This window comes from Algiphilus sp. (genome assembly GCF_965216485.1).
In the GTDB taxonomy this organism is placed as follows: Bacteria; Pseudomonadota; Gammaproteobacteria; order Nevskiales; family Nevskiaceae; genus Algiphilus.
Map to the genome: position 1 here is coordinate 3,037,436 of NZ_OZ244162.1, position 23,433 is coordinate 3,060,868.

General features: G+C 61.2%; 23 protein-coding genes. 9 read left to right on the plus strand and 14 right to left on the minus strand.

Going from position 1 to position 23,433, the window contains the following annotated elements:
- Positions 1-68: 68 nt before the first annotated feature.
- From ACOOFO_RS14025 to ACOOFO_RS14045, 5 genes are all read left to right on the plus strand, one after another.
- A complete protein-coding gene (locus ACOOFO_RS14025) occupies positions 69-3,023 on the plus strand; it encodes a ribonucleoside-diphosphate reductase subunit alpha (protein ID WP_420427369.1) in 2,955 nt (984 codons plus the stop codon).
- Positions 3,024-3,094: 71 nt separating this feature from the next.
- On the plus strand, positions 3,095-4,288 hold the full coding sequence (locus ACOOFO_RS14030) for a ribonucleotide-diphosphate reductase subunit beta (protein WP_420427370.1): 1,194 nt from the start codon (positions 3,095-3,097) through the stop codon (positions 4,286-4,288).
- Between the two features lie 414 nt (positions 4,289-4,702).
- Positions 4,703-5,215, plus strand: coding sequence for a hypothetical protein (locus ACOOFO_RS14035; protein ID WP_420427371.1), 513 nt, complete (start codon positions 4,703-4,705; stop codon positions 5,213-5,215).
- On the plus strand, positions 5,206-5,568 hold the full coding sequence (locus ACOOFO_RS14040) for a hypothetical protein (RefSeq protein ID WP_420427372.1): 363 nt from the start codon (positions 5,206-5,208) through the stop codon (positions 5,566-5,568). Before ACOOFO_RS14035 ends, ACOOFO_RS14040 begins: the two co-directional genes overlap by 10 nt.
- 61 nt (positions 5,569-5,629) lie before the next feature.
- Positions 5,630-6,046 carry a hypothetical protein gene (locus ACOOFO_RS14045; protein WP_420427373.1) on the plus strand — a complete coding sequence of 139 codons (417 nt, stop codon included), beginning with the start codon at positions 5,630-5,632 and terminating at the stop codon, positions 6,044-6,046.
- A 304-nt stretch (positions 6,047-6,350) separates the two neighbouring features.
- Here ACOOFO_RS14045 and ACOOFO_RS14050 read toward each other — a convergent pair whose 3' ends face one another.
- The 4 genes from ACOOFO_RS14050 to ACOOFO_RS14065 all read right to left on the minus strand — a co-directional run bounded on the left by ACOOFO_RS14050 (position 6,351) and on the right by ACOOFO_RS14065 (position 9,650).
- Positions 6,351-7,886, minus strand: coding sequence for a cellulase family glycosylhydrolase (locus ACOOFO_RS14050; protein WP_420427374.1), 1,536 nt, complete (start codon positions 7,884-7,886; stop codon positions 6,351-6,353).
- A gap of 121 nt (positions 7,887-8,007) precedes the next feature.
- Positions 8,008-8,955: a hypothetical protein gene (locus ACOOFO_RS14055; RefSeq protein ID WP_420427375.1), complete on the minus strand. Its 948-nt coding sequence runs from the start codon at positions 8,953-8,955 to the stop codon at positions 8,008-8,010.
- A 106-nt stretch (positions 8,956-9,061) separates the two neighbouring features.
- On the minus strand, positions 9,062-9,451 hold the full coding sequence (locus ACOOFO_RS14060; RefSeq protein ID WP_420427376.1) for a type II toxin-antitoxin system VapC family toxin: 390 nt from the start codon (positions 9,449-9,451) through the stop codon (positions 9,062-9,064).
- On the minus strand, positions 9,444-9,650 hold the full coding sequence (locus ACOOFO_RS14065) for an AbrB/MazE/SpoVT family DNA-binding domain-containing protein (protein WP_420427377.1): 207 nt from the start codon (positions 9,648-9,650) through the stop codon (positions 9,444-9,446). Before ACOOFO_RS14065 ends, ACOOFO_RS14060 begins: the two co-directional genes overlap by 8 nt.
- A gap of 550 nt (positions 9,651-10,200) precedes the next feature.
- On the opposite strand from ACOOFO_RS14065, the gene ACOOFO_RS14070 reads away from it, so the two are divergent.
- Positions 10,201-10,986 carry an SDR family NAD(P)-dependent oxidoreductase gene (locus ACOOFO_RS14070; RefSeq protein WP_420427378.1) on the plus strand — a complete coding sequence of 262 codons (786 nt, stop codon included), beginning with the start codon at positions 10,201-10,203 and terminating at the stop codon, positions 10,984-10,986.
- 53 nt (positions 10,987-11,039) lie between these two features.
- Positions 11,040-11,681, plus strand: a complete 642-nt coding sequence (locus ACOOFO_RS14075; protein ID WP_420427379.1) for a VOC family protein — start codon at positions 11,040-11,042, stop codon at positions 11,679-11,681.
- Between the two features lie 78 nt (positions 11,682-11,759).
- Here ACOOFO_RS14075 and ACOOFO_RS14080 read toward each other — a convergent pair whose 3' ends face one another.
- The gene (locus ACOOFO_RS14080; protein WP_420427380.1) at positions 11,760-12,719 is read right to left on the minus strand and encodes an alpha/beta fold hydrolase; all 960 of its coding nucleotides are present in this window, start codon (positions 12,717-12,719) and stop codon (positions 11,760-11,762) included.
- Positions 12,720-13,050: 331 nt separating this feature from the next.
- Between ACOOFO_RS14080 and ACOOFO_RS14085 the strand changes: the two genes are divergently transcribed.
- Complete coding sequence (locus tag ACOOFO_RS14085) at positions 13,051-13,485, plus strand: LysR family transcriptional regulator (protein WP_420427381.1); 435 nt, start codon at positions 13,051-13,053, stop codon at positions 13,483-13,485.
- Between the two features lie 9 nt (positions 13,486-13,494).
- Entirely contained in the window at positions 13,495-13,986 is a 492-nt protein-coding gene (locus ACOOFO_RS14090) for a substrate binding domain-containing protein (protein ID WP_420429790.1), read from the plus strand.
- 363 nt (positions 13,987-14,349) lie between these two features.
- Here the strand turns inward: ACOOFO_RS14090 and ACOOFO_RS14095 are convergent, their stop codons facing one another.
- The 9 genes from ACOOFO_RS14095 to ACOOFO_RS14135 form a co-directional block, all read right to left on the minus strand.
- Positions 14,350-15,234 (minus strand): complex I NDUFA9 subunit family protein, encoded by an 885-nt coding sequence (locus ACOOFO_RS14095; RefSeq protein ID WP_420427382.1) that lies wholly within the window; start codon positions 15,232-15,234, stop codon positions 14,350-14,352.
- A 139-nt stretch (positions 15,235-15,373) separates the two neighbouring features.
- On the minus strand, positions 15,374-16,180 hold the full coding sequence (locus ACOOFO_RS14100) for a hypothetical protein (RefSeq protein ID WP_420427383.1): 807 nt from the start codon (positions 16,178-16,180) through the stop codon (positions 15,374-15,376).
- A 331-nt stretch (positions 16,181-16,511) separates the two neighbouring features.
- Positions 16,512-17,690: an esterase/lipase family protein gene (locus ACOOFO_RS14105; protein WP_420427384.1), complete on the minus strand. Its 1,179-nt coding sequence runs from the start codon at positions 17,688-17,690 to the stop codon at positions 16,512-16,514.
- A 183-nt stretch (positions 17,691-17,873) separates the two neighbouring features.
- A complete protein-coding gene (locus ACOOFO_RS14110) occupies positions 17,874-18,476 on the minus strand; it encodes a glutathione S-transferase family protein (RefSeq protein WP_420427385.1) in 603 nt (200 codons plus the stop codon).
- Positions 18,477-18,632: 156 nt separating this feature from the next.
- Positions 18,633-19,094 carry a DUF3237 domain-containing protein gene (locus tag ACOOFO_RS14115; protein ID WP_420427386.1) on the minus strand — a complete coding sequence of 154 codons (462 nt, stop codon included), beginning with the start codon at positions 19,092-19,094 and terminating at the stop codon, positions 18,633-18,635.
- Positions 19,095-19,199: 105 nt separating this feature from the next.
- Positions 19,200-19,925 (minus strand): crotonase/enoyl-CoA hydratase family protein, encoded by a 726-nt coding sequence (locus ACOOFO_RS14120; RefSeq protein ID WP_420427387.1) that lies wholly within the window; start codon positions 19,923-19,925, stop codon positions 19,200-19,202.
- A gap of 68 nt (positions 19,926-19,993) precedes the next feature.
- A complete protein-coding gene (locus tag ACOOFO_RS14125; protein ID WP_420427388.1) occupies positions 19,994-21,505 on the minus strand; it encodes a flavin-containing monooxygenase in 1,512 nt (503 codons plus the stop codon).
- 18 nt (positions 21,506-21,523) lie between these two features.
- On the minus strand, positions 21,524-22,363 hold the full coding sequence (locus ACOOFO_RS14130; RefSeq protein WP_420427389.1) for an SDR family NAD(P)-dependent oxidoreductase: 840 nt from the start codon (positions 22,361-22,363) through the stop codon (positions 21,524-21,526).
- 48 nt (positions 22,364-22,411) lie between these two features.
- Positions 22,412-23,344 carry a metal-dependent hydrolase gene (locus ACOOFO_RS14135; RefSeq protein ID WP_420427390.1) on the minus strand — a complete coding sequence of 311 codons (933 nt, stop codon included), beginning with the start codon at positions 23,342-23,344 and terminating at the stop codon, positions 22,412-22,414.
- Between the last annotated feature and the right edge of the window lie 89 nt (positions 23,345-23,433).

Consider the following 23,433-nt stretch of genomic DNA (forward strand, 5'->3'; position numbering starts at 1 on the left):
ATCGTTCACTGCCAAGCCCGTCGCGAGGGGGCTTGTCGTCATCATCACCGCCGGGGAGGCACCCAGATATGCAGACCGAGACCGCTACGGCCGAAGCCGCCGTTCAACAACCCGCCGTGGCGCCTAGCCGCGCCGAACTTCAGAGCACCGCCCCCGGTGGCATGCGCGTCATCCGCCGCAACGGCAAGGTCACCGGTTTCGAACCCGAGAAGATCAACATCGCCGTCACCAAGGCCTTCCTGGCCGTGGAAGGCGGCTCGGCCGCCGCCAGCTCGCGCATTCGCGAGCGCGTGGCGCACGTGACCGATTCTGTGGTCGCGGCAGTCACCCGCAACCAGCACGGTGGCGGCACCATTCACATCGAAGACATCCAGGACCAGGTCGAACTGGCGCTGATGCGCGCTGGCGAGCACAAGGTGGCGCGCTCCTACGTGCTGTATCGCGAAGCCCGTGCCCGCGAACGCGCTGAGGCCGCCGCCGCCCAGCCGCAGGCACCGAAGACCGAGCTGCGCATGACGCGCGACGACGGCACCATCGTGCCGGTCGACACCGACCGCATGCGCACCCTGGTCACCGAAGCCTGCACTGGCCTGGAAGGTGTGAAGCCCGAGGCGGTGCTGGAAGCCGCCATGCGCGACATCTACGACGAGATCCCCGAGTCGCAGTTGGCCCAGGCCCTGGTGATGGCCGCGCGCACCCGCATCGAGGAAGAGCCGAACTACAGCTATGTATCGGCCCGCCTGCTGATGGACAGCCTGCGCCACGAGGCGCTGACCTTCCTCAACGCGCCGGAAAGCCGCCCCACCCACGAGCAGATGACCGGGCTGTACGGCGAGTACTTCCGCCACTACATCCACCGCGCCGCCGAGCTGGAACTGGTCGACCCCAAGCTGTGCCTGTTCGATCTCGACCAGCTGGGCAAGGCGCTGCTGCCGGACCGCGACCTGAAGTTCGACTACCTCGGCCTGCAGACCCTGTACGACCGCTACTTCATCCACAGCAACAAGGTCCGCTTCGAGCTGCCGCAGGCCTTCTTCATGCGCGTGGCCATGGGCCTGGCGATGAACGAGATCGACCGCGAAGCCCGCGCCATCGAGTTCTACCAGCTGCTGTCGTCCTTCGACTTCATGAGCAGCACGCCGACGCTGTTCAACAGCGGCACGCTGCGTCCGCAGCTCTCCTCCTGCTATCTGACCAACGTCCCGGACGACCTGGACGGCATCTTCGCCGCGATCAAGGACAACGCCCTGCTTTCCAAGTTTGCCGGCGGCCTGGGTAATGACTGGACACCGGTGCGCGGCATGGGCGCCTACATCAAGGGCACCAACGGCCGTTCCAACGGCGTCGTGCCCTTCCTCAAGGTGGCCAACGACACCGCCGTGGCGGTGAACCAGGGCGGCAAGCGCAAGGGCGCGGTCTGCGCCTATCTGGAGAGCTGGCACCGCGACATCGAGGAATTCATCGACCTGCGCAAGAACACCGGCGACGACCGCCGCCGCACGCACGACATGAACACCGCCAACTGGGTGCCGGATTTGTTCATGAAGCGCGTCATGGAAGAAGGCCAGTGGACGCTGTTCTCGCCCGAGGACGTGCCGGACCTGCACGACCTCACCGGCGCCGAGTTCGAAGCCCGCTACGCCATCTACGAGCGTGAAGCCGACGAAGGCCGCATCACCAACTTCAAGCGCCTGCCGGCCGTGCAGCTGTGGCGCAAGATGCTGTCCATGCTGTTCGAGACCGGCCACCCCTGGGTGACCTTCAAGGACCCGTGCAACCTGCGCAGCCCGCAGCAGCACATCGGCGTCGTGCACAGCTCCAACCTGTGCACCGAGATCACGCTCAACACCAAGGCCGGCCAGGAAATCGCCGTGTGCAACCTGGGCAGCATCAACCTGCCCGCGCACATCGACGACAACGGCGAGCTGGACCGCCCCAAGCTCGAGCAGACCATCAACACCGCGATGCGCATGCTCGACAACGTCATCGAGTACAACTACTACTCGGTGCCGACGGCGCGCAATTCCAACCTGCGCCACCGCCCCGTGGGCATGGGCGTGATGGGTTTCCAGGACGCCCTCTACAAGCTGCGCCTGCCCTACGACAGCGACGAGGCCGTCACCTTTGCCGACCGCTCGATGGAGGCCATCAGCTACTACGCCATCAAGGCGAGCAGCGACCTGGCTGAAGAGCGCGGCAAGTATCAGAGCTTCGACGGCTCGCTGTGGAGCCAGGGCATCCTGCCCATCGACTCCATCCGCAATCTGGCCGAAAGCCGCGGCGAATACCTCAAGCAGGACGCTTCCGTCTCCGGCGACTTCGACTGGGACAGCCTGCGCGAGCGCGTGAAGACCATCGGCATGCGCAACTCCAACTGCATGGCCATCGCCCCGACCGCGACCATCGCCAACATCACCGGCGTCAGCCAGTCCATCGAGCCCACCTACCAGAACCTGTTCGTCAAATCGAACCTGTCGGGCGATTTCACGGTGGTCAACAACTACCTGGTCAACGACCTCAAGGCGCGCGACCTGTGGGACGAAGTCATGGTCCACGACCTCAAGTACTTCGACGGCTCCGTGCAGGCCATCGACCGCATCCCGGACGAACTCAAGGCCATCTACAAGTGCGCCTTCGAAGTGAACCCGAAGCGCCTGGTCGACGCCGGCAGCCGTCGCCAGAAGTGGATCGACCAGGCCCAGAGCCTGAACCTGTACATGTCCGAGCCGAATGGTCGAAAACTCGACGAGCTCTACAAGCACGCCTGGCTCTCCGGCCTGAAGACGACCTACTACCTGCGCACCATGGGCGCCACCCACGCCGAGAAGACGACCATCAGCGATGGCCGCCTCAACAAGGTGGCGGGCTCCGGCTCCAGCGGCGGCGGCGTGACCAGCACCGGTGCCAACGGCGCCGGCGGCGAATCCAGCCGTCCGCCGTCCACCCCGGCGGCCAGCGCCTATGAACCCCAGGCCCCCAAGGCCTGCGCCATCGACGACCCGGACTGCGAGGCCTGCCAATAAGGCAGGCCCGTCACCGCCACAAGACCGAACGACACACCCAATTCCGAATCAGCGCTCCGAAGGAGAACCAAATGCTTGAGTGGGACACCCCGGAAACCAACACCGCCAAGGCCCAGCCTCAGCAACAGCCCCGCCTGCAGACCGTGCAGCCGGAGAACGTCACCCATCCGCCGGTTGACCCCGGCATGGGCGCACCGCACGCCGAAGAAGCCGGCGCCACCGGCCTCGAAGACCTGGAAATGGGCGCCTCGCGCATCCAGGTCGACGACAAGAAGATCATCAACTGCAAGGCCGACCTCAACCAGCTCGTGCCCTTCAAGTACACCTGGGCGTGGGAAAAGTACCTGTCCGCCTGCAACAACCACTGGATGCCGCAGGAAATCTCCATGGCGGCGGACATCGCCCTGTGGTCGGACCCCAACGGCCTCACCGATGACGAGCGCACCATCATCAAGCGCAGCCTCGGCTTCTTCTCCACGGCGGACAGCCTGGTGGCCAACAACCTCGTGCTGGCCGTCTACAAGCACCTGACCAACCCCGAGTGTCGCCAGTACCTACTGCGCCAGGCCTTCGAGGAAGCACTGCACACCCATGCTTATCAGTACTGCATTGAAAGCCTCGGCCTGGACGAAGCCGAAGTCTTCAACATGTACCGTGAAGTGCCCAGCATCCACGACAAGGCCGCCTGGTCCCTGCCCTACACCCAGTCCCTGGCCGACCCGCACTTCAAGACCGGCACGCCCGAAGACGACCAGCGCTTCCTGCGCGACATGATCGCCTTCTACGTCGTCTTCGAAGGCATCTTCTTCTACGTTGGCTTCGTGCAGCTGCTCAGCTTCGGCCGCCGCAACAAGATGGTCGGCACCGCCGAGCAGATCCAATACATCATGCGCGACGAGTCGATGCACATGAACTTCGGCATCGACGTCATCAACCAGATCAAGTACGAAAACCCGCACCTCTGGACCGAACAGTTCCAGGAAGAAATCGCGGAAATGCTGCATGAGGCAACGGAACTGGAAATCCAGTACGCCCACGACACCATGCCGCGCGGCGTACTCGGCCTGAACGCCAGCCAGTTCAACGAATATCTCAAGTACATCTGCAACCGCCGCTGCAGCCAGATCGGCATCAAGCAGCTCTACCCCGGCGCCACCAACCCCTTCCCGTGGATGTCAGAGGCCATGGACCTCAAGAAGGAAAAGAACTTCTTCGAGACGCGGGTGACGGAGTATCAGACTGGTGGGGCGTTGAGCTGGGATTGAGAAAGTCTCGCCCACACTTTGACTCACCAAAGGGGGCTGCCATAGTGCAGCCCTTTTTTGTTAGCGAAGCCCCAATGCAGCATTAGGCATGCGCGAACCGCATTCCGTCTCCTATACCCCACGACTGAGTGAAGCCCACCCCAGCTCGTCAACGGTAACATCAGGGTACAGAGTCGCTTGGTGCATCGCTGGCATGGTGGTCGGGCTTTTGTGCGGCCTCAGCAGCACCCCGGATTCTTCCCCATCGAGCCAAAATTCCCGTCGAGCCTCACGCCCCCTTTGCCTCAGGAGCAACTTGTGAAGAAAGTGATCATCGGGGACCTGACAAATACGCCAAATAAAATGATATACGGTGAACGCCAATGATCAAGCGTTTACCGAGAAAAGCAAACCCTTTGATTATCCGAGAACACAATGAAGAAGAGTCAAATTTTAATATCTACGTATCTGGACGAAATTGATTGTCAAATGGATATAAGCCAAGAAAAGGAAATGCAGGCGCTACTAAGAGATCCAGGATATACGTCTATGAGTGAGCTTAGTGAGCACTGTAGAGTCAGTGAAAGTTGGGCGTTATTGCTTGCCTTCATAACAAAGAATATTTCTTTAGCGAGCATTGATCCAATATGGCTGACTGGCAATGAAAAAAATCTAGATCATGCTTTTCTCTCTAGCCGAGGATTACCGATAAATGACGGGCTAAGCCGTTTGAGGAAGGCCGAAAAAACTTATTCTTATTGCATATTCGATAACGACACGACTGATGAATTATTGTTTGTACGACTTGCACACACATACCTAAATATCCTTGGCTACAAAGTGGAGCATTCTAGCCCTCCAACAATGAAACTGGCTGCGTATTTGATCGAAAATCTCGCGGCTGTGTGGAAAACACGCAAGCAAGGATCACCGCAAATATGGTCATAGACGAAGTTGCAAGACATTCAACCAATAAGAGTGAAACCGGGCTTGAATGGGAGCTGTCGGGGCCTTCAATAAAGAGAGGCGGTGGGGATGTTAGCTTCGCTTTCGTCGCGGCCATTGTTGGGGCCTTTTTCTTTTTGCCAATTCTCTATTCCCCGACTGGACTAACTGCGGATGAACGCGTAGCTTACAGCTCTGGAGCATTTGGTGGTTTTATATTAGTGGCGCTCTTGTTCAGCCTTATGGTAAGATTGCTGGCTTCAAAGCAGTCTCCATCAAAGTACATGCTCAAAAAAAACTTCGTTATCGCAGGATCCGTTCACTTAATAATCTGGATTTTTGCTCAACATTATTAATTTTCAGAAATACGAAAATTTTATAGTCTTTCTGTGATCGGCATTTTTAAGGAGGGTGCTTATGTTTAAAGTTTTGAAACGCGCGAGGCTGGTAAAGAAGCTCGCAAAGGAAAGGCTTTTAGATAGGCTTGGCTTGCCGCCGCATGCCTTAGATAAATTAAATACAATGCAGGCAATGGGTTTACCAGAGGCGACAGTGCTAACTGTTGTCGAGACATTTGTTAAAACTGCACGAGAAAATCGGTCGGCATCACTTGCTGATATTGGCGATTTGGTTTTAATGCATTACTCAGGCAACGAAATAAGTACCTTATGTGCGGATGACGACGCGGATGCACAAGAAATTCTTGAGGATATATGCGTTAAAATTATCAGGAATGAGTGTGGAGATTTTCAGAGGGATTCTATGACTGAAGATGAAGTGATTTCTGCAGTACGAGGCTCTCTCGAGTTCTTATCATGGCAAGAATATAAGTAATCATTACTATATAAGTATATTCACTCGTAGCGGCGGCCAATATGGGACAGACCCAAGGCGTTTACGCCATGTGTTGAAAAAGAGCCAATCTAGGCGTAAATTCCCTGCGAATAATAGGGTACAGACCACAGTTTTTCTATGTGCACTCCGCTCACGGCTGGCGGGCACGCAACTGGCGTGTACCAAGCCGCGCAGCCCTGAATCCCCAGCACAAGCAACACCAGTGCACCGAGACGCCAAGCAGACTAGCGCGGGATGGCTGACTTCAGCGAGTGCACTTCGGACCGGGCTGCGTCAATAAGACCTAGCCGCCACTGATGGTTTGGTACACATCGAGAACGGTGTCTACCGGCGTTTGGCAGGCAGGAAATTCTGGGCGCTCCACCATATCGGGCTGGGTGGGTTGCAGACGGACGTGTACGCGCTCCGCAGTCGGCAGCGCTTCAATCAACAGCCTGACGGCATTTGCTTCTGATAACACGCGTCCGCCCTCCACCTCCACGGAGTAACCCTGGGGGTAGTGGATTTCGACCGGTACGCCAATCAAGGTAGGTGCGGTGATGGCGGGGTCAGGCTGGTACACAAGTTCGAAGCTCGCATCTCGTGGATCAAAGCGATAGCGCTCGATTTCACCCGCTACCGCGCGGGGGAAGGTGCGGGCCAGCACCACGGTGTTGTTATTGGAATCGCTGGGGTACTGCCCCACGTTCCACGACATCTTGTTGTCTTCCGCGCGTTCCAGAAGGCATTCGAGTCCGGCGGTATCGCGCTCATTGGCCGAGAGCACCTCGGTCATGAAGGGTGTCACATCCATGCGCCGGGAGGCCTCAAAGGCGTTGATATAGACCTGGGTGTGAAAGGGGTCGCAGGCCTGCTCCAGAAAAGTGCCGAATCCCTCATTGTCGATGATCTGACGCACCGCACGCGCCACGCACAAGTCGTGGAACGAAAGCCCCGCTGGGCGCACCTCCTCCAGTGGGGCGCGCAGAGCCGTCTTGGCACCGCTGCTGAATGTGAACTGCGGCTCGTAGAAAACAATCGCATCGGGATCCTGTGAGCGAACGGCTGCTGCGAAAGCGTCCATGGCTGGCTGCAATAAAAGTAGGTCGAACTGAGGGCAGCCGGGCAGGTTGAAACAGGTCGGCCATTGCGTGCCTGCCCATGGTTCGTTCATCAAGTCGAAGCCAAGGAGGAAGGGTTCAGTATTGAATTCGCTCGCCAAGAAGCGTAGCTGCTCCACATAAGCGTCCAGGATTCCATCGGTGTTGAGCCAGAGATTGTCGAAGGCATGGGAGACGGCGGGTTGAAAGTAGTTGCCTGGGAAACCCAGATCTCCGACCAATGGAATGCTGTTGTCGATACTTGCCCACTCTGGAAAACCATTCGCGCGCGTTCCGTACTTGGGTCCGTACATGTCCTGATGCGAATCCAGCATCACGAAGACGCCCTCGGCCGCCAGCTTGTCGACCACGATGCGGACGCGGTCTACGTAAGCCTCGTCATAGTCACCGCGCTCCGGCTCCAGCGCACTCCAGTGGTACGCCAGACGAACAGAGTTCATCCCTAACCGCCCAAGCCGGGCTGCATAATCCGGGTCATTGACGGCACGACCGTCGGGCTCCGGACTGACGGGCTTCTTGACCTCAAATATCCCTTGGAAGATTACGGTCCGTCCGGTGGCATCACGAAAATAACGCCCGGCGGGAACAATCGGCGGTACTTCTGCACCCGCTGCCTTCGCGGCATTCGTACTCAACGGCGGCCTGAGGTCTCCCTGATTGTCGCAACCGCCCAGGCCAACGCATGCCAGCAAAACGGCCACAACCTGAAAGATTCGCATCGTCTCCCCACCTTCCTCGTCTCCTCGGATCGATCGCTACCACCTTTTGTACAGGCGGGCAATCTTGCAGGTGCGCGCGTACCCCGCACGGCAGCAGCCGTCGCAATGCTGAAAATTGCATTCAAGGAGCGATATTCATTGGCCGAAACACGCTCAAGGCATCACCGAGCCCCGTCAGCGTCTCGAACTGCACGCCGCGTGAGGTGACGAAGAGCTCACCGGCCGGAAGCAGACGGCCGTCACTGACCTGTACTGAGGTCGGGCCGAGGAAGGTTGTCGGGGCGGTCTCCTGCAGCACCTCGCCGGCCAGGTCCATCAGCAGCACGGTGCCGCGCAGGAAGTCGGTGACGAGCAGGTGGCCGTTGAAGTACTTCAGGTCATCGAAGAAGGTCGCGCGGGTCAGTAACTGCTGTACCTCGCCGGGCGAGCCATCCGGTTGGATCTCCACCTGATTGACGCTGAGCGTGCCGTCATCCGTGAAGAAGAGCAGTTGTCGGCCGTCCACCACGGCCACGTCCAGGCCATTGGGTGCTAGCAGGCCGTCCGTCAACCAGGTTTCGCGGCCCGTGACGGTGAAGGGATGACCTTCGGCCAGGGTGAAGCGCTCGATCTTGGGGGTGAGCGGCACGGGGCCGTCGGAGATGTAGAGCCGGTGCTGGGCGTCGACGGTCATGCCGTTGGGGATAACGAAATCATCCAAAGGCGCAATGACTTGTAGCGCGAACTCCGGATCATCCAGCCGTGCGGCGGTGAGTTCATCGCCACGAATGGCGTACAGCACGCCGCGGTCCACCACCATGCCGTTGAAAAAGCTGCCCTGCCCCTGTGCCCGCGTGACCAGTTCCAGCGTCCCGTCCGAACCGGCCACCACTTCATAGAGGTTGTCCGCAGCCACGAACAGGCGGCCATCGGGACTGACGGCGGTGTTCTCGGCCTCGGGGATCGCAAACAATTCGACGGCCTCGCCGCAATCGTTGCTCACACACAACGCGCTGACTGGTGGCGCGGGCTGAGCGCCATCATCACCACTGCCCGAGCCACAGGCGGCGAGCAGTAGCACGAGTGGCATGAACAGCCATGCAATGCGGTGCGGACGGCCGCCTGTTTTTCGTGTGCACCGCATCGCGGATGGGTTCATGTGTCTGTGTCTCCTTTGCCGCTCCGATGGCGAGGATTCAATGATCGCGCGCCGGCTGATAGTTCACGCCTTCCATTTCCCGAAAATCGCTGTCCTGCGTCCACAGCGTTGCTTTGTACCGTCGGGCAGTGGCCAGGATCATGCTGTCCGCCATGGGAAGCTGATGCGTGATCGAGAGCATGGCGGCCTCAAGACTGATCGACTCATCGAGATGCACCACGCTCCCTTGCTGCATGAGTGCCACGGCCCGCAGCGCGTCGGATTCATCGCGCTGCAGGAAAACCCGTTTGTAGACTTCGTAGATCGTCACCACGGGTACGACCAGAGCATCGACGACCTCGATCACCGGGGCGAAGTAGTCGGCATTCGGCCCATCCGCGAAATATTCAAGCCACGCGGAAGAATCCACCACGTGCTTCTCAGACACGATCCTTCTCACGTTGGATATCGGTCTGTATGCCTTTCAAGAAGCCGCGAGCCGACTGTGGCGACTCAACCGGCAAGAGCTCGATGCGGTTACCGATCTGGATTGCCTGAAACTTCTGCCCCGGACGCAACTGCATCCGCTCACGAATTGCCCGGGGGATCACAAGCTGATACTTCGAGGACAAGGTGGTGGATTCCATGGTCTCACCGGGTTTCTATCGATATGACTATTGTATTACGGTTTTCTGATCGATACAATTTCGTTGACCCGTTGCGGTCGATCCATGTCGTCATTCTGGACAGAGAGGCCGGAGCAACGGTGCGGGAATTACGGTGACACGTCACTCAATACACGTATGAGCCCTGCTCCCGCGGAGCCAGTCCGAGCTGTCCGCTCAAACGGCGACGGCAGATGGGGGCGAGCATCAGGCCGGCCTGTATTCCGGCAGATCGGCCCCACGGCAGGAGACTGATCTTGCGGCCCCAGCAGGTTGTTGCGTCGCCCGGCGTGCGACGTACCCCGATTGGCCGATGCTTTGCGCGTACACCACCTCTAGCGTGACGGCAACTTCTTCCATAGATATGAGCCACGGGGAATGTCGTGAAACTCCAAGCGCGCTGCACCCGTAACTCGCCTTACCGCCATGCGCTGATGGGGCCTGCGGTCAACGTCCTGATCCAAGACGGCGTATCTGAGCCACCGATAGGGCTGGCGGCGGGTGCCCTGAGCATCACCGGGCGGTTTGCACCATGAAGATCTTCCAGGACCGCGTTGCCGTAATCACCGGGGCAGCCTCCGGCATAGGCCGCGCTTTATCGCTGCAACTGCTCGACGCCGGCGCCGTGGTGTATGCCTGTGATCTCAACGAGCCCGCCTTGCAGGAGATGGCCGAAACCAGCCGCGACAGGCTGATTCCGGCTCGACTGGATGTCACGGATCAGGCTGCCGTGGAAGCGACGCTTGCAGAGGCCATGGCCACGCATGAACGCTTGGACTACGTGTTCAATAATGCCGGAATCGTGGTGGGTGGCGCTTTCGAGAACATGGATGAGGCGGCCTGGAAGAAGATCGTGAATATCAATTTCTGGGGCGTGGTGTACGGCAGTCAGCAGGCCTATCGCCTGATGAAGCAGCAGGGTTTTGGCCACATCGTCAATACGGCATCCACTGCCGGGGTCACCCCCGTCGCCCTGTCCACTGCCTATGCGGCCACCAAGCACGCCGTTGTCGGGCTGTCGACGTCGCTGCGCGAGGAAGGGCGTGCGCATGGGGTGCAGGTCAGCGTCGCCATACCCGGCCTGGTGGACACCAATATTTTTGGTAGTGCCACAAACCTTAAAGGTCACGATTACCAGGCCGCGGTCGACAAGGTGCCGATTGGCAAGATCAGCCCGGAGCAAGCTGCTCAGGCCATGTTGCGCGGCGTTCGGAAGAACAAGCCCTACATCGTTTTCCCGGGCTACAACCGCTTCCTGGTCAAGGCCTACCGCATGGCGCCGGACTGGATGGGGCGCCTGATCAACCAGGCGAACTGAAGCCGATGGCGCAGCGACAGCGCTCATCGACCACCCGAACCAGAAGAGTGGCCATGGACACGCAAAGCACTTCAGAGCCCGCAACGCCCAGTGCGCAAGCGCTGGCGCGCCTTGGCAAGGTCCGCCAGTTGGGCTATGTGGTGGAGGACCTGGATGCCGCTGTCGAGGCCTGGCAGGACAAGCTTGGCGTCGGGCCTTGGACCATCATGCGTGGCATCACTTTGTTGTGCGAATTCGAAGGCGAAGCCAGCGAACCGCAGATCAACATCGCGCTGGCCTATCGCGGCGACCTGCAGATCGAGCTGATCCAGCAGCGCAATGACGCTGCGTCGCCGTATCTGAAGCATGTGCGGAGCGGTTGGTATGGTCTGCATCACACCGCCTTTATCACCGAGCGCATCGATGAGGACACCCAGGCGCTGCAGGACGCCGGGCTCAAGCTGAAGTGCGATATCCGCATGCCCATGGGCGGGCGCTATGTCTATCTATGCTCGCCCATTGAAAGCGAGCACAGCTACATCGAATTGCTGGAAGCCACCGGCATGATGAAGCAGCTCTTCGCCACCGGGATGCAGGCCGCGCAGAACTGGCAGGGGGACGCCCGCCCCCTGGACATCCATCTCGCATGGCCGCTGAAAACCGCGGCGAGCTTCTCACGTTTCTGGGCGCGTCTGCGTGGGCGCAAGGTGTCCTGAGCGCCACTGTGCCGCCGACACCCATCCGCGCTGAAGCGCTCGACAAGACCCATCAACGGTCGCGATGCCGGTAAGCGCCTAGGCGCTGGCGGTCAAATCAGTGACTGCATGCTGCCCCGGGCTGATGGCCGCGCCATGCGCGTATTCCATTGATTGAGACCGCCCGGCCGCAGGACGCGGCTCGGCAGCCCGTGCATCGCACCAGCTTGCAACCTCGTCCCAGATACGGGCGGCCTCGGGGCGGAAAAACCCAAAGTGGCCAATGCGGTCGAGCCCCACCTTCTGCGGCACAACGTGGCGACGCTCAAGGCTGGGGTAGGCGCGCATCATCGCGTCGACGGATCGCGCGGTTCCCCAGGCGTCGTCGTCGAAACTGTAGGCGAGCACAGGCGCGCGGAATTCGCGGTAGCGCTCCAGGGGCAGCGTGGTATCACCCAACAGGTAATCCGGGTGGCGACACCACCGCGCCCACTGAAGGGCAGCCCCTTTGGGAATGTCCTCCGTGCTTCCGAGCTTGCTCCACGGCATATAGCCGAAAGCATGCGCGAGCAGCGGCAAGGTCAGATACGAATGCCCCAATACCGCGAGCTTTTGCCCTTTGCCTTGCAGGCGCCAATGGCCGCTCTGCGATGAGAACGTGACCATACCGTCGACGTGATGCGCATTGTCGAGAAGCCCGGCCATCTGCCCGCCCAGGCTGTGCCCGATCAGCAGGATGCGTGACGCACGCTGCGCCCGGTGGACCCAGTCGACCACGCCGGCCATGTCGAGCAGTGCCCAGTCGCTGGTGGTAGTTGCCATCCCCCGGACGGGGCCACGGCGAGAGGCCCCAATGCCGCGGTAGTCGTACGTCACGACGTTATGGCCTCGCCCAGCAAGGTGCGCGGCAAAGTGCCGATAAAAACGCTGGGGCACGGCCATGGCGCAGCTGAGGATGAGCCAGGTCCCGGAGGGCGATGCGGGCACGTAGTGCGTGCCGGTCAGTAGCTCGCCGTCACGCGCGGGAATGTCGATACGGACTTGCTGGATGTTGGTCATCAGTGATCTCGGTGAAGGCTTCGGGGCGCGGGAATCACGCAGAGAGCCGGCATCAACGCGGCGACGCGGTCGAGCTTGCGGGGCGCGTCCCGCCCGGATGGACCGTGTCGTCGCGCCCGTAAAACAGGTCGGCTTCAATCTCGTTCGCCGTGATGCGTGGGAGCAGCAAGCCGCGAGGGGGAAGCGATGATGCGTTGCCCATGCGACGGGGCGAAGCGGATGTGCGGCGCCAGATTGATGTGAACATGAGGATCTCCGGTGGAGCGTGGCATCAAGGTAGCGCGCATCGATTCACCCAAAAATCAGGTTTAATGAAAAAGATTATTTCCACTTGAGCACGAATATGGACGCGCAGCGCTGGTTGCTGATGCACAGCTTTTACGAGGTTGTGCGAGCAGGAAGCTTCGTCGGGGCCGCTCGCGCCATGGAGGTCACGGCGTCGGTGGTGAGCAAGCGCGTGGCCAAGCTGGAGCAGCAGCTCGATGCGCAGTTGCTGCAACGCACCACTCGACGGCTGTCGCTGACGGAAGCCGGCGAGCGGCTGGCAGAGCACTGCGCCCGCATCCTGGCCGAAATGGAATCATCCGAGCAGGCGGTTCAGCGCCTGCACAAGAAGCCGCGCGGTCGGCTGCGTGTGACAACCATCCTGTCCGTCACGGATTTGTTGCTCAAACCGATCATCGCGACCTTCTTGCGCACCTACCCGGAAGTGCAGCTCAGCATCGATTCCAGCGAGGCAATGACGGATTTGATCGGCAGCGAATAGGACCTTGCGCTGCGTGTCACCAAACGCCCTCCCGAGGCACTGGTGGCGCGGCACCTCGCCCGGGTCCGGTTCTTGCTGTGTGCATCACCGGATTATCTCGACGCGGGCGGGGTGCCTCAGACGCTTCAAGATCTCGCCGAACATCGCTGCCTGAGTTACTCGGGCGCGCCATCACGACAGTGGCGATTCCGACAGGGCGACGAAATACTGGTTGCTCCCGTGGATCCGGTTCTACAGGTCAACAGCGTCGACGCACTGCGCGAAGTGACGCTGGCGGGCGCAGGCATCGCCCTGTTACCGAACTACAGCGTGGCAGCCGACCTCCAGGCCGGGCGCATGCAGGAATTGCTGAGCGACTACACCGCGTCCGGTGCAACATCGCTCTACGCCATCTATCCACCCAACCGCTACGGATCGCCAAAGCTCTCGGCATTCCTGCGGCACGTGGAAGCAATGATCGACACGCTAGGTTTGTCGGCGGCGGGCCCGACGCCGCCATGACCGCAACGGCTGGCTCGCCGTTGCGCATCAAGGATGTGATCTGACGGCTCCACCGCCGCACTCTGACACCCGAGGTGGGCGTGGGGCCGTGGCCCATCCTGCGCGGCATGACCTTGTAGTGGGAGGTCGAGGGCGATTTCATTGATTCGGCGAGGCGGCAGGTTGATGGCCCGGGCCAGCCCGTACTGGCTTATGCCCATAGGCACCAGGAACACTTCGCACAATCCGTTGGATGTCGGGAGGCAGACGCCTTGAAATGTGTCCTGCCCGAAGGATCCTTAGCGACATCGTCAAAGCACGCTCGTGCGAATCGAGCACGCGCTACGTGCATGCACCCCACCCGGTAACGGCTACCGCTGCGTCTTAGCGCAGGCACTCGGACAGGGCGTCGGCAAAATCCCTCGGCGCGATACCCAGCTCGGCAAAACCTGGGGCATCCGGACTGGCTACGCTGTCCTCGCACATGAGCAAGACCTGATCACGGGTCAGCGGCGGATTGGGCAACACGGCAGCGATGACCGCCAGCAGATGCCAGACGGCGAAAGGCACCGGCACCAGCCATCGCCTGCGTCCACGCGCGGCCATCACCAACGCCAGGATCTCGCGATAGCCATAGGTGCCGGCACCACCGAGTTCGAAGATGCGGCCGGTGGCTGCTGGATCATCCATGGCGTGCACTACCGCCTTGGCCAGATCATCCACATGTACCGGCTGCAGCCGGGTGTCGCCGCGCCCGAACAGCGGCACCAGTGGCAGGCGGGTGACCGCGTCCAGGGTGCTGAGAAAGGAATCGTTGGGCCCGAAGAGCACGCTGGGCCGCAGGATTGTCGCGTTGTTGCAGGCCTCGCGCACCGCGCCTTCTCCCCTGGCGCGGGCCTGGACATAGGCGGAAAGCGAGGTTTCGCTGGCGCCGATGCCCGAGATATGCACAAGCGACCGCCCTTCGGCCCCGTGGGCCACATTGCGGGCGCCGCGCACATGCACGCTCTCGAAATCCAGGCCCTGGGCTTCCACATAGAGGGCGACGGCGTTGACCACGGCATCGGCGCCTTGCACGGCACGGGCGACGGCCTCGGGGTTGCGCACATCGGCGGCAATGGATTCGACGCGGTCATCCCGCGCCGCTTCCTCCTGCTCCGGATGACGGGTGGCCACGCGCACATCACGGCCGGCCGCCACCAGCGCGGCAACGATGCGGCGGCCAAGAAAGCCGGTGCCTCCGAAGACGGTGACGCGTTCTTTCGCCATACCAGGAGCGTAGCAAGGCGAAAGCAACCCTCACTGTGCTTTCTGACCGGCGCAACACGCTACGGCTTGCTGCTCGGCCCAGTCCATGCGGGCGGGCTCCAGCAGTGGCGCGTGCCGCCGTCCTTACCCGCGAATGTGCTTAGTTCTGCCTTCTGAAGATTCGTGGGCCCGTTCCGGTCAAGCTGCCATGCAGAAAAGTTTCGAAGGTAGCGGCATGCTTCTTCTTGGGGGCAATCGTGAAGGAACCACTCCGCGAGCTGTTGATCCGCGTCGGATGCCTGACCCTCCAGATCACCTTCGGACCCGTGGCCGCGACCCGTACATGCCAGCTACCGGGAAAGCGTCTGCCGACGTCATCATCACCCGGGCGCTTCTTCGTCACCGTCAAGCGGTAACGACCGGCTTTGTCCGTTTCCTGTGATGAAAAATCCCAATGTTCCATCAGCTCGTCGTATTGGAATAGATCCCATTGCCCGACCAGGTAATCCGATAAATCATCGATGGCCTGCTGCTCAAAGTCTTGTTCCATCTGCCCGGCGGAGGCTGCTGACGCCGCGCGGCGCCATTGCTGCCCGCGGATCGAAAACGTATCGTCATCAATGATTTCCATCGGACCGGCACGGCGCGGACTCGCTCGCCCAAAGCGCACATAGAACTGCGAGGCTCCCGCAATGCCCCACATGCCCTCAGTCTGCCGGGACGGGTCCTGCGGATTCATGACCAGCTTGTACGCATCTCCCCCCGACGGCGATGGCCCCACCACTTCGTCGGTGAACCGATAGGTCACTGACCGTCCTTGGGCAGTGAGAACCCAAGTGCCGAAGAGGTAATTGCGAAGCGCCTCTTCTGCGGTGGTCTCGGCCCGTCCCGGCATGACGACACACAACGCAAGCAGCGCAAAAAAAACAATGCCCGGATTGAAGCGCTTTGTTCGATGGTTATGCATTTTCCCCCTCTCCCGTGGATACCTGCACACCCACTCTCAGCCCCGGACGGCAGTCTCATCCAACGCGATCGCGTGGTCAACTTGCCGGTAACAAAGGCTATGCACAGCAATGGAGGTTGCAATTTCTTTTTGTGGCGTATTGCCTCGTACTTGCCAGCCGCCGCGGCTTGCAACTGGCTTACGTCCCGTGCGAAAGATGACGAGGCACTTCGCACGCCCAGTTGGACGAATCCATCAGGCCGAAGTCCTGTGGCCACCGCGCGAGCGGCACTGGGATGAGCGGCCTTGCACGTTGACGCCCTCTCCGTCGAAGGCCTTCGCAGTGGCTTGTCTACTCAGTCGCTGCTTGCCCGCGGTCCGGCGCCAGCCACCGCTTCAGGCACACCGCTACTGAGGGATGACCGAGCAACTCCAGGTGCCCGGTGCGACTGAGCAGCAGTCGGTTGGACTCGGGAACGCCGAGGCCGCGCGTGGGGTCGAGGTGGTCACCCAATGCGCTGCGCGGCGCGACCAGGCCATCGCCCAGCGGGCGGCGGAAGCGGTCGTTGCGGCTGGAGGCCATGGAGGCGGCGACGACGAAATGCTCGATGTCTGGCGGAAGCCGGGTGATCTGTCGCCGGTCGTCGTGGTAGGAAAAGCGGTCTGCGTAGCAGTCCTCATCCACCACATTGCCGTGGCGCAGGTCGGTGATGCCCGCGCTGCGCACCATCACGAGGGCGGCCAGCGGCGCGGAATAGGGGCTGATCTGGAAAGCGGCCTGAAACCAGTTGCCGCCGCGCTCCACTGCCGAGCCGTGGTGCGGCGAGGCCAGGTACACCGCCTGCTTGGTCAGCTTGCGCCAACGGTAGCCGCGCTTGCCAGCGGCATGCAGGGCGCTGCGCGTGATGAGCCCGCCCATGCTGTAGCCGATGAAGCGGATGGAACGCACCGGCACAGGCCACTCCTCCACGAGCTGCTCCAGCTTGTTGGCCAGGTCACGCCCGTTGAGCGGAATATGGCGACCGGTGTTGTAGTGCGCCCACACCAGGCTGTAGCCATGGGCTTTGGCGACGGCCTCGCCATGGTTGTGGCCGCTCCAGCCGAAAAAGGAGTAGTGCATGGCCAGGCCGTGCACCATCACCAGCAGATCCGGGCTGACATCGTCCGGGTCGTGCACCAGCTCCATGTTGATGGCGAGCGGGTTGCCGGTGGCTTCCAGGTGATCGCCGATCAGCCCATTGAGGGCGGAGACCAGGGCAAGCGAGGCCATCGAATCCGGTGCCTCCACCTCCAGGTGCTTGGTGACCAGCGACAACACGGAATCCACACTGACACGCACCGCGCCGTTGACCTGCCGCACGGCCTCGTGCACGAAGCCCGCGATGCCACCGGCGCGGCCTTCCGGGGCGCGACCGAAGGGCAAAGGGAAGGCCGAGATGTTGCGGTACATCCCCTCGGCAATGTTGGTGATGCCGTCAACCGCATCGAAACCAAGACGGGCCGCACCCTGAACGCTCTGTGCAATGCGCATGGCCACTCCCGCAAACGTGCAAAGCCACAATGTGTACAACTATGCACCAATTTGCACGAAGGGCCGTGCTACTCAGTTGCGCGGTACCGCTCGCGCGATCTTCAGCGACCCGTTGCCGGGTCAGCGCGCAGCCCCCGGTGAGAACGGGGAATCCCTGCCGCCTCGAGGCCGGAACGCTTGTGTTCAGTCGGTGATCGCGATGTAGCCATTCAGGGATTCAATGCGCCGAAACCACGATTGAATGCCTGCATAAGGGCCGAGGTCGAATCCGCCTTCGTGGGCAACATGCGTATACGCGTACAGCGCGATGTCGGCCGCGCTGACCCGGTTGCCGACGAAAAAGTCGCGCTGCGCCAGGTGTTGCTCCATGACGTCCAGCGCCGCATAGCCCTTGGGTCGCTTCTCTTCAAGCTGCGCGCGATACGTCTCCTCTGCGCCAAGGATGGCAATCCAATAGCGGGAGGTCGCGATGAATGGCTCATGGCTGTATTGCTCAAAGAACATCCATTGCAGCACCTGCGCCTGTTCGAAGGGGTCGCTGGGCTCCAGGTACGATCCGCGCGCGAGGTACCAGAGCGCGGCGTTCGATTCAGGCAGACGCCGACCATCGCCCAGTTCCAGCACCGGGATGCGCCCATTCGGGTTGATCCGCAAAAACGATTCGGTGCGCGACGCGCCGCGAAGGATATCGATCTCGATCCGCTCGCACGAAAGTCCTAGCAGCGACATCGCAAGCCGCAGCTTGTAGCAATTTCCAGACGATGCGAATTCGTAGAGTCGATACATGGGGCGGGAATAACGGCGACGGGATCCGCCGCGCATTAAACCGCAAAGTCATGCACCCCGACACCTCACCGCCGCGCTTCGGTTCTACAGGCCATTCCGTGCTAGATGTGCGCTGTCGACCTCTTCAGCGGGCGCATTGCGTCAGGTCGCGCCGCGTCAGTCATTGACACACTGGTACACGTGGTACTCGACACCGGGTCCGGGCACAACGCGGCCTTCGCTGACGCACTGAATCTGGTTGATCCACTGATAGCGCGCGTCGCCGGTCTCAAAGCGCGGCGTGGTGAAGAAATTCTGGTCGCCATACTGGGTGGGCGTATCACCGCCGCCCAGCACCGCCATGACGCCGTCGGTGAGCTGCAGCACGCCGTTGTACTGCATGTAGATGTGCGCGCCGTCCTCGGTCTGCAGCGTGCCGCGTACATCCAGCCGGCCGTATCCATCGGGATGGGCCAGCAGCCAGTCACCACCGCAGGTCAGGAAGGTGCCCTTGAGTTTGGGGCCTTCAAACCACCCGCCGGTCACTTCCACGATCATGCGGTTGCCGAAGGGCCCCTCGCCCACCGGTTGCGGGGCCTTGAGGTCGGCGTGGTAAGTCATCAGTTTCTCGAGCTTCATCGCAGTCTCCTCCATCACTTGTTGTTGTAGGGAGGACTATGCGCACAAGGCCGCCGCCGGCGCCCCGCCCGTACGGGTAGGACGGCATCGCGTAATGACTGCCGATCAGCGCTTTTTGCGCGCCGCCTGCAGACCCAGCCAGGCAGCCTCGGCGACATCGAACCAGACCGCGCGGCGGACCTGGCGGATCAGCTTCCCGCGAATGCGGCGTTTGGTCAGCTTGTGGGCGCCCATGTCGAGCTCGGCGTAGGCCGCGGCCTGTTCGCGCGCCCGCGGCAACAACTGATCGGCATCGACGAGCTCGTCGAAAAAGCCGGCTTCCTTGGCCGCCTCCACGGGAAAGTATTCCGACAGATTGACCACCCGCTCGAATGCGGCCGGGGTGAGGCGGTGGCGAAGCATCAATGCGGCGGTACGCGGCATCGGAAGGCCGAGCGCGACTTCGTTGGCGGCGACCTTGTAATCCCCACGCGTGCCGATGATGTAGTCGGCCGACAGCATCAAGAAGACGCCCATCGCCAACGAGTGGCCATTGCAGGCCACGATGACCGGATACGGATAGCTCATCACGCGCGCGGTCAGTGAATAGCCGAGGCGGAGCATGTCCAGGGCCGCCGGCTTGCCGGAGCGCAGAATCTTGAGATCATAGCCGGCGGAGAACACATCCTCGCGGCCCGTCAGAATCACGATGGCCTTATCCGCCTCGGCGCGGTCCAAGGCCGCGTACAGCTGCCGAAATACCGCGGGCGACAGCGCATTACGCTTGCCGTCGTCGATGCGGATCAACGCGACGCCGTTGTCGCACGCGTACTGCACCCGTTCGTCACTCATGCTGCGCCATCTCCGCTGAGGAAGCCCTCATCCTACCTGCAGCGATGGCACAGCGGACACGCTCCCGCCTAGGCCGCCTTCTGCTGCGCCGCGCGCTCGTAGACCACGTCGTAGTCCTTCAGATTGAAAGCACGCAGGCGCTTCTTCAGCACGGCCAGAGACCAGGGCCAGGCAGCGAAATTCTTGCCGTTCTGGTCCAGGTAGTAGCTGGCACAACCGCCACTGTTGAAGACGGTGGTCTGCAGGTGCTTTTGCACCTTGGCGTTGTGCGCGCGCAGCACCTGCGGCCGGATGCTGATCTTGCTGATGCCTTGCTGCTTCATCTTCTTGAGGCCGTCAACGATGTAGCCGAGCTGGGTTTCGGCCAGGCAGATGAAGGAGTCATACACCAATACATTCGGCCCCAGCACCAGGAAGGCATTCGGGGCATCTTCCAGCGCGGTGCCGAGGTAGGCCTCTGGAGAGCTGTCCTTCCATAGATCGGAGAAGCGCTGGCCGCGCGCATTCAGCACCTTCTGGCCGATGGGCGGATGCGAGACATCGAAGCCGGTACCCCAGATAATGACGTCCACTTCATGGCGCTCACCGTTGGCGGCAATGACTTCATTGCCTTCGACCGCGACCAGGCCGTGCGGCACCAGCGTGGTGTTGCCCGCCTGCAGCGCCGGGTAGTAGTTGTTGGCGAAGAGGATGCGCTTGCAGCCCAGCGTGAAATTGGGGGTGACGACCTTGCGCAGCGCCGGGTCCTCCACCTGCAGCCTAAGCAGCAGCTTCGCCGCGCGACTGACCGGCGCCAGCGCCTTGGGATTGCGCAGGCCGAAGTTGATGACATTGAGCGAAGTCGCCACCGCCCGCCTCCAGGCATGCTGAATGACGGGCAGCTTGTCGACCACCTGCTTGGTGGCCTCACCCAGCGGCATGTCCGGCTTAGGCAGTACCCATGGCGCGGTGCGCTGGAAGACGACGAGCTTGTCGACCTGCGGTTGGATCTGCGGCACGAACTGAATGGCCGACGCCCCTGTACCGATGACCGCCACGCGCTTGCCCGTCAGATCATAGTCGTGATCCCACTTAGCGGAGTGGAAGGTCTTGCCGGTGAAGCCGTCGAGGCCGGGAATGGCCGGCGTCTGCGGCTCAGTGATCGGGCCGGTGGCGAAGATCACCGCCCGCGCCAGATACTGCCCCTGGTTGGTGTCCAGCACCCAGAGATGCCGCGCCTCGTCCCACTCGGCGTTTTCCAAGGCGGTGTTGAAAGCGATCAGCGGCGTGATGCCGAAATCATCGGCCACCGTTTCCAGGTAGGTGAGGATTTCCGGCTGCTTGGCAAAGAGATGACTCCATTGGCTGCTGAGCGCAAAGGAGTAGGAATACAGCGACGACGGCACATCGCAGCCGCAGCCGGGATAGGTGTTCTCGCGCCAGGTACCGCCGACGCGATCGGCCTTTTCGATGATCATGAAGTCATCCAGGCCCTGCTCGCGCAGCTTGATGGCGGCGGCGATTCCGGAGATGCCGGCGCCGACGATGAAGCTGTCAAAGATTTTCGCGCTGGACGCCGCGCGCTTGGCTGCTACTGCCATGGATTTGTCTCTCTGGTTTTATTGCTTGACGAAGCGGTACGAGAAACCCAGCAGGTTCGCGTACAGATTCGGGGTGGCGCGCTTGAGCATCCAGAACAGCTTGGCGTCCACCTGCGGCGTGGTGTAGAGCTCACCGCGGTCCAGCCGGTTGAGGGTGAGCTTGGCGACGTCATCGCTGGTGGTCATCGCGTAGTGCATCAGCGCGTGATCGGCCAGCTTGGAATAACGCGCCGGGATGCGGCCGTCCTTGATGATGTTGGTCGGCACCAGCGTCGGGCACAGCACATTGACGCGGATGTTGTCGCGTTTGAGTTCGGAATACAGCGTCTCGGACAGCGCGCGTACGCCGGCCTTGGTGACGTTGTAGGCACTCATTTCCGGCGCAGCCGTATAGGACGCTGCCGAGGCCACATTGATGATGGCGCCGCCGCCCTGCTTCTTGAAGCCGGGCACGAAGTAGTGGCAGCCGTGGATGACGCCCCACAGGTTGACGTCCATGCACCACTTCCAGTCTTCCAGACTCAGTTCATCGAACTTTCCGCCCATGCCCACGCCGGCGTTGTTGATGACCAGCGTGACCGGGTGCCCGAGCAGGTCTTCGGACTGTGCTGCCAGCTTCTCGACCTGGCTCGCCTTGCCGACATCGCATTTCACGGCATGGGCCGTTCCGCCCGCCTCGTGGATCAGCGCAACAGTCTCCTTGGCGCTTTCCAGCTTGAGGTCGGCACAGACCACGGCGCTACCGCGCCGGGCGAGTTCCAGTGCAATGCTGCGGCCGATGCCACTACCCGCGCCGGTGACGACGGCATAACCGTCATAGCTGGGTTTCCTGGCGCGGAAATTGAACGGGTTCTTCAAGGACGAGGTCTCCTGCGTAGCAATGGGAATGGGCTGTCAGCGCGCGGGTCAGGAGGCGCGTAGCGCCGGCACGAATTCGCGCGTCAGGTACGGCGTCAGAAGCCCGGTCTTCGGGTGCAGCAGCTTTTCCTTGAAATAGGTGAGTTGCGCCGCGTTGTCGAAGTCGTTGGGGTGAAAGTCACGGCGCAAATAGGCCAGCAGATGCTTCATCGAGCTGCCGAAGACACCGTCTTCGCGGCCAGCCAGCAGGGTGAGACTGTGTCGCGCGTCCTTCCAGTAGCGCAGGCTGAACAGATTCGATGGCTTGCGCCAGATCGGAATCAGACTGCCAGCCAGCGGCACCAGCACCATGATCGTGAAGGCCGCCAGCGCGAAGCCGGCCATGCGCAGCGGATAGTTGCCGGACAGTTCCTGATAGACGTCGTAGGCAATGTCCTTGTGCTCGGACTCTTCCAGCATGTGCCACATCCACAGGGCGCGCTGCTTCTCGTCCTGGGTGTCATAGAAGATGGATTCGTGTTCCATCATGTATTCGGCCAGCACCGCAGTGAAATGCTCGATGCCCGCCATCAGCGACAACTGCAGACGGTGCGGTAGCCGCTTGAAGCCGTAATCGAAAACCTTGTCCGCCAGATAGCGATACAGCGGCACCGGATAGCGATTTTGGGCGAGCACATCGTTGAAGGCGTTGTGCATCTTGGAGTGAATCGCCTCCTGGCCGATGAGTGCGGTCACGCGCTGCTTCAGCTCGGGGTCCTTTACAAACTGGCGGTGATGCCGCGCCGTATCGATGACCAGGTCTTCGCCGAAGGTCAGGAAGATGGAGAGCGACTCGAAAATGGCCGAAGCCAGTTCCGCGCCCTGATAGAAGCGGGTGTCGACCGAATGCGGATCAAACTGGAAATCCATATGCCGGACCGGCACCGACGGCCGGACCGCCGCATCGGGCGCCGGATAAGAGAGTACGGTTGCAGAAGCCATGTTGCGCCTTCGCTGGAGAATGTTGAGGGCTGAATCAATGGCAGCTTTCTCGCTGCACTGTGACATTAAACAATGTCACGTTTTCAGCC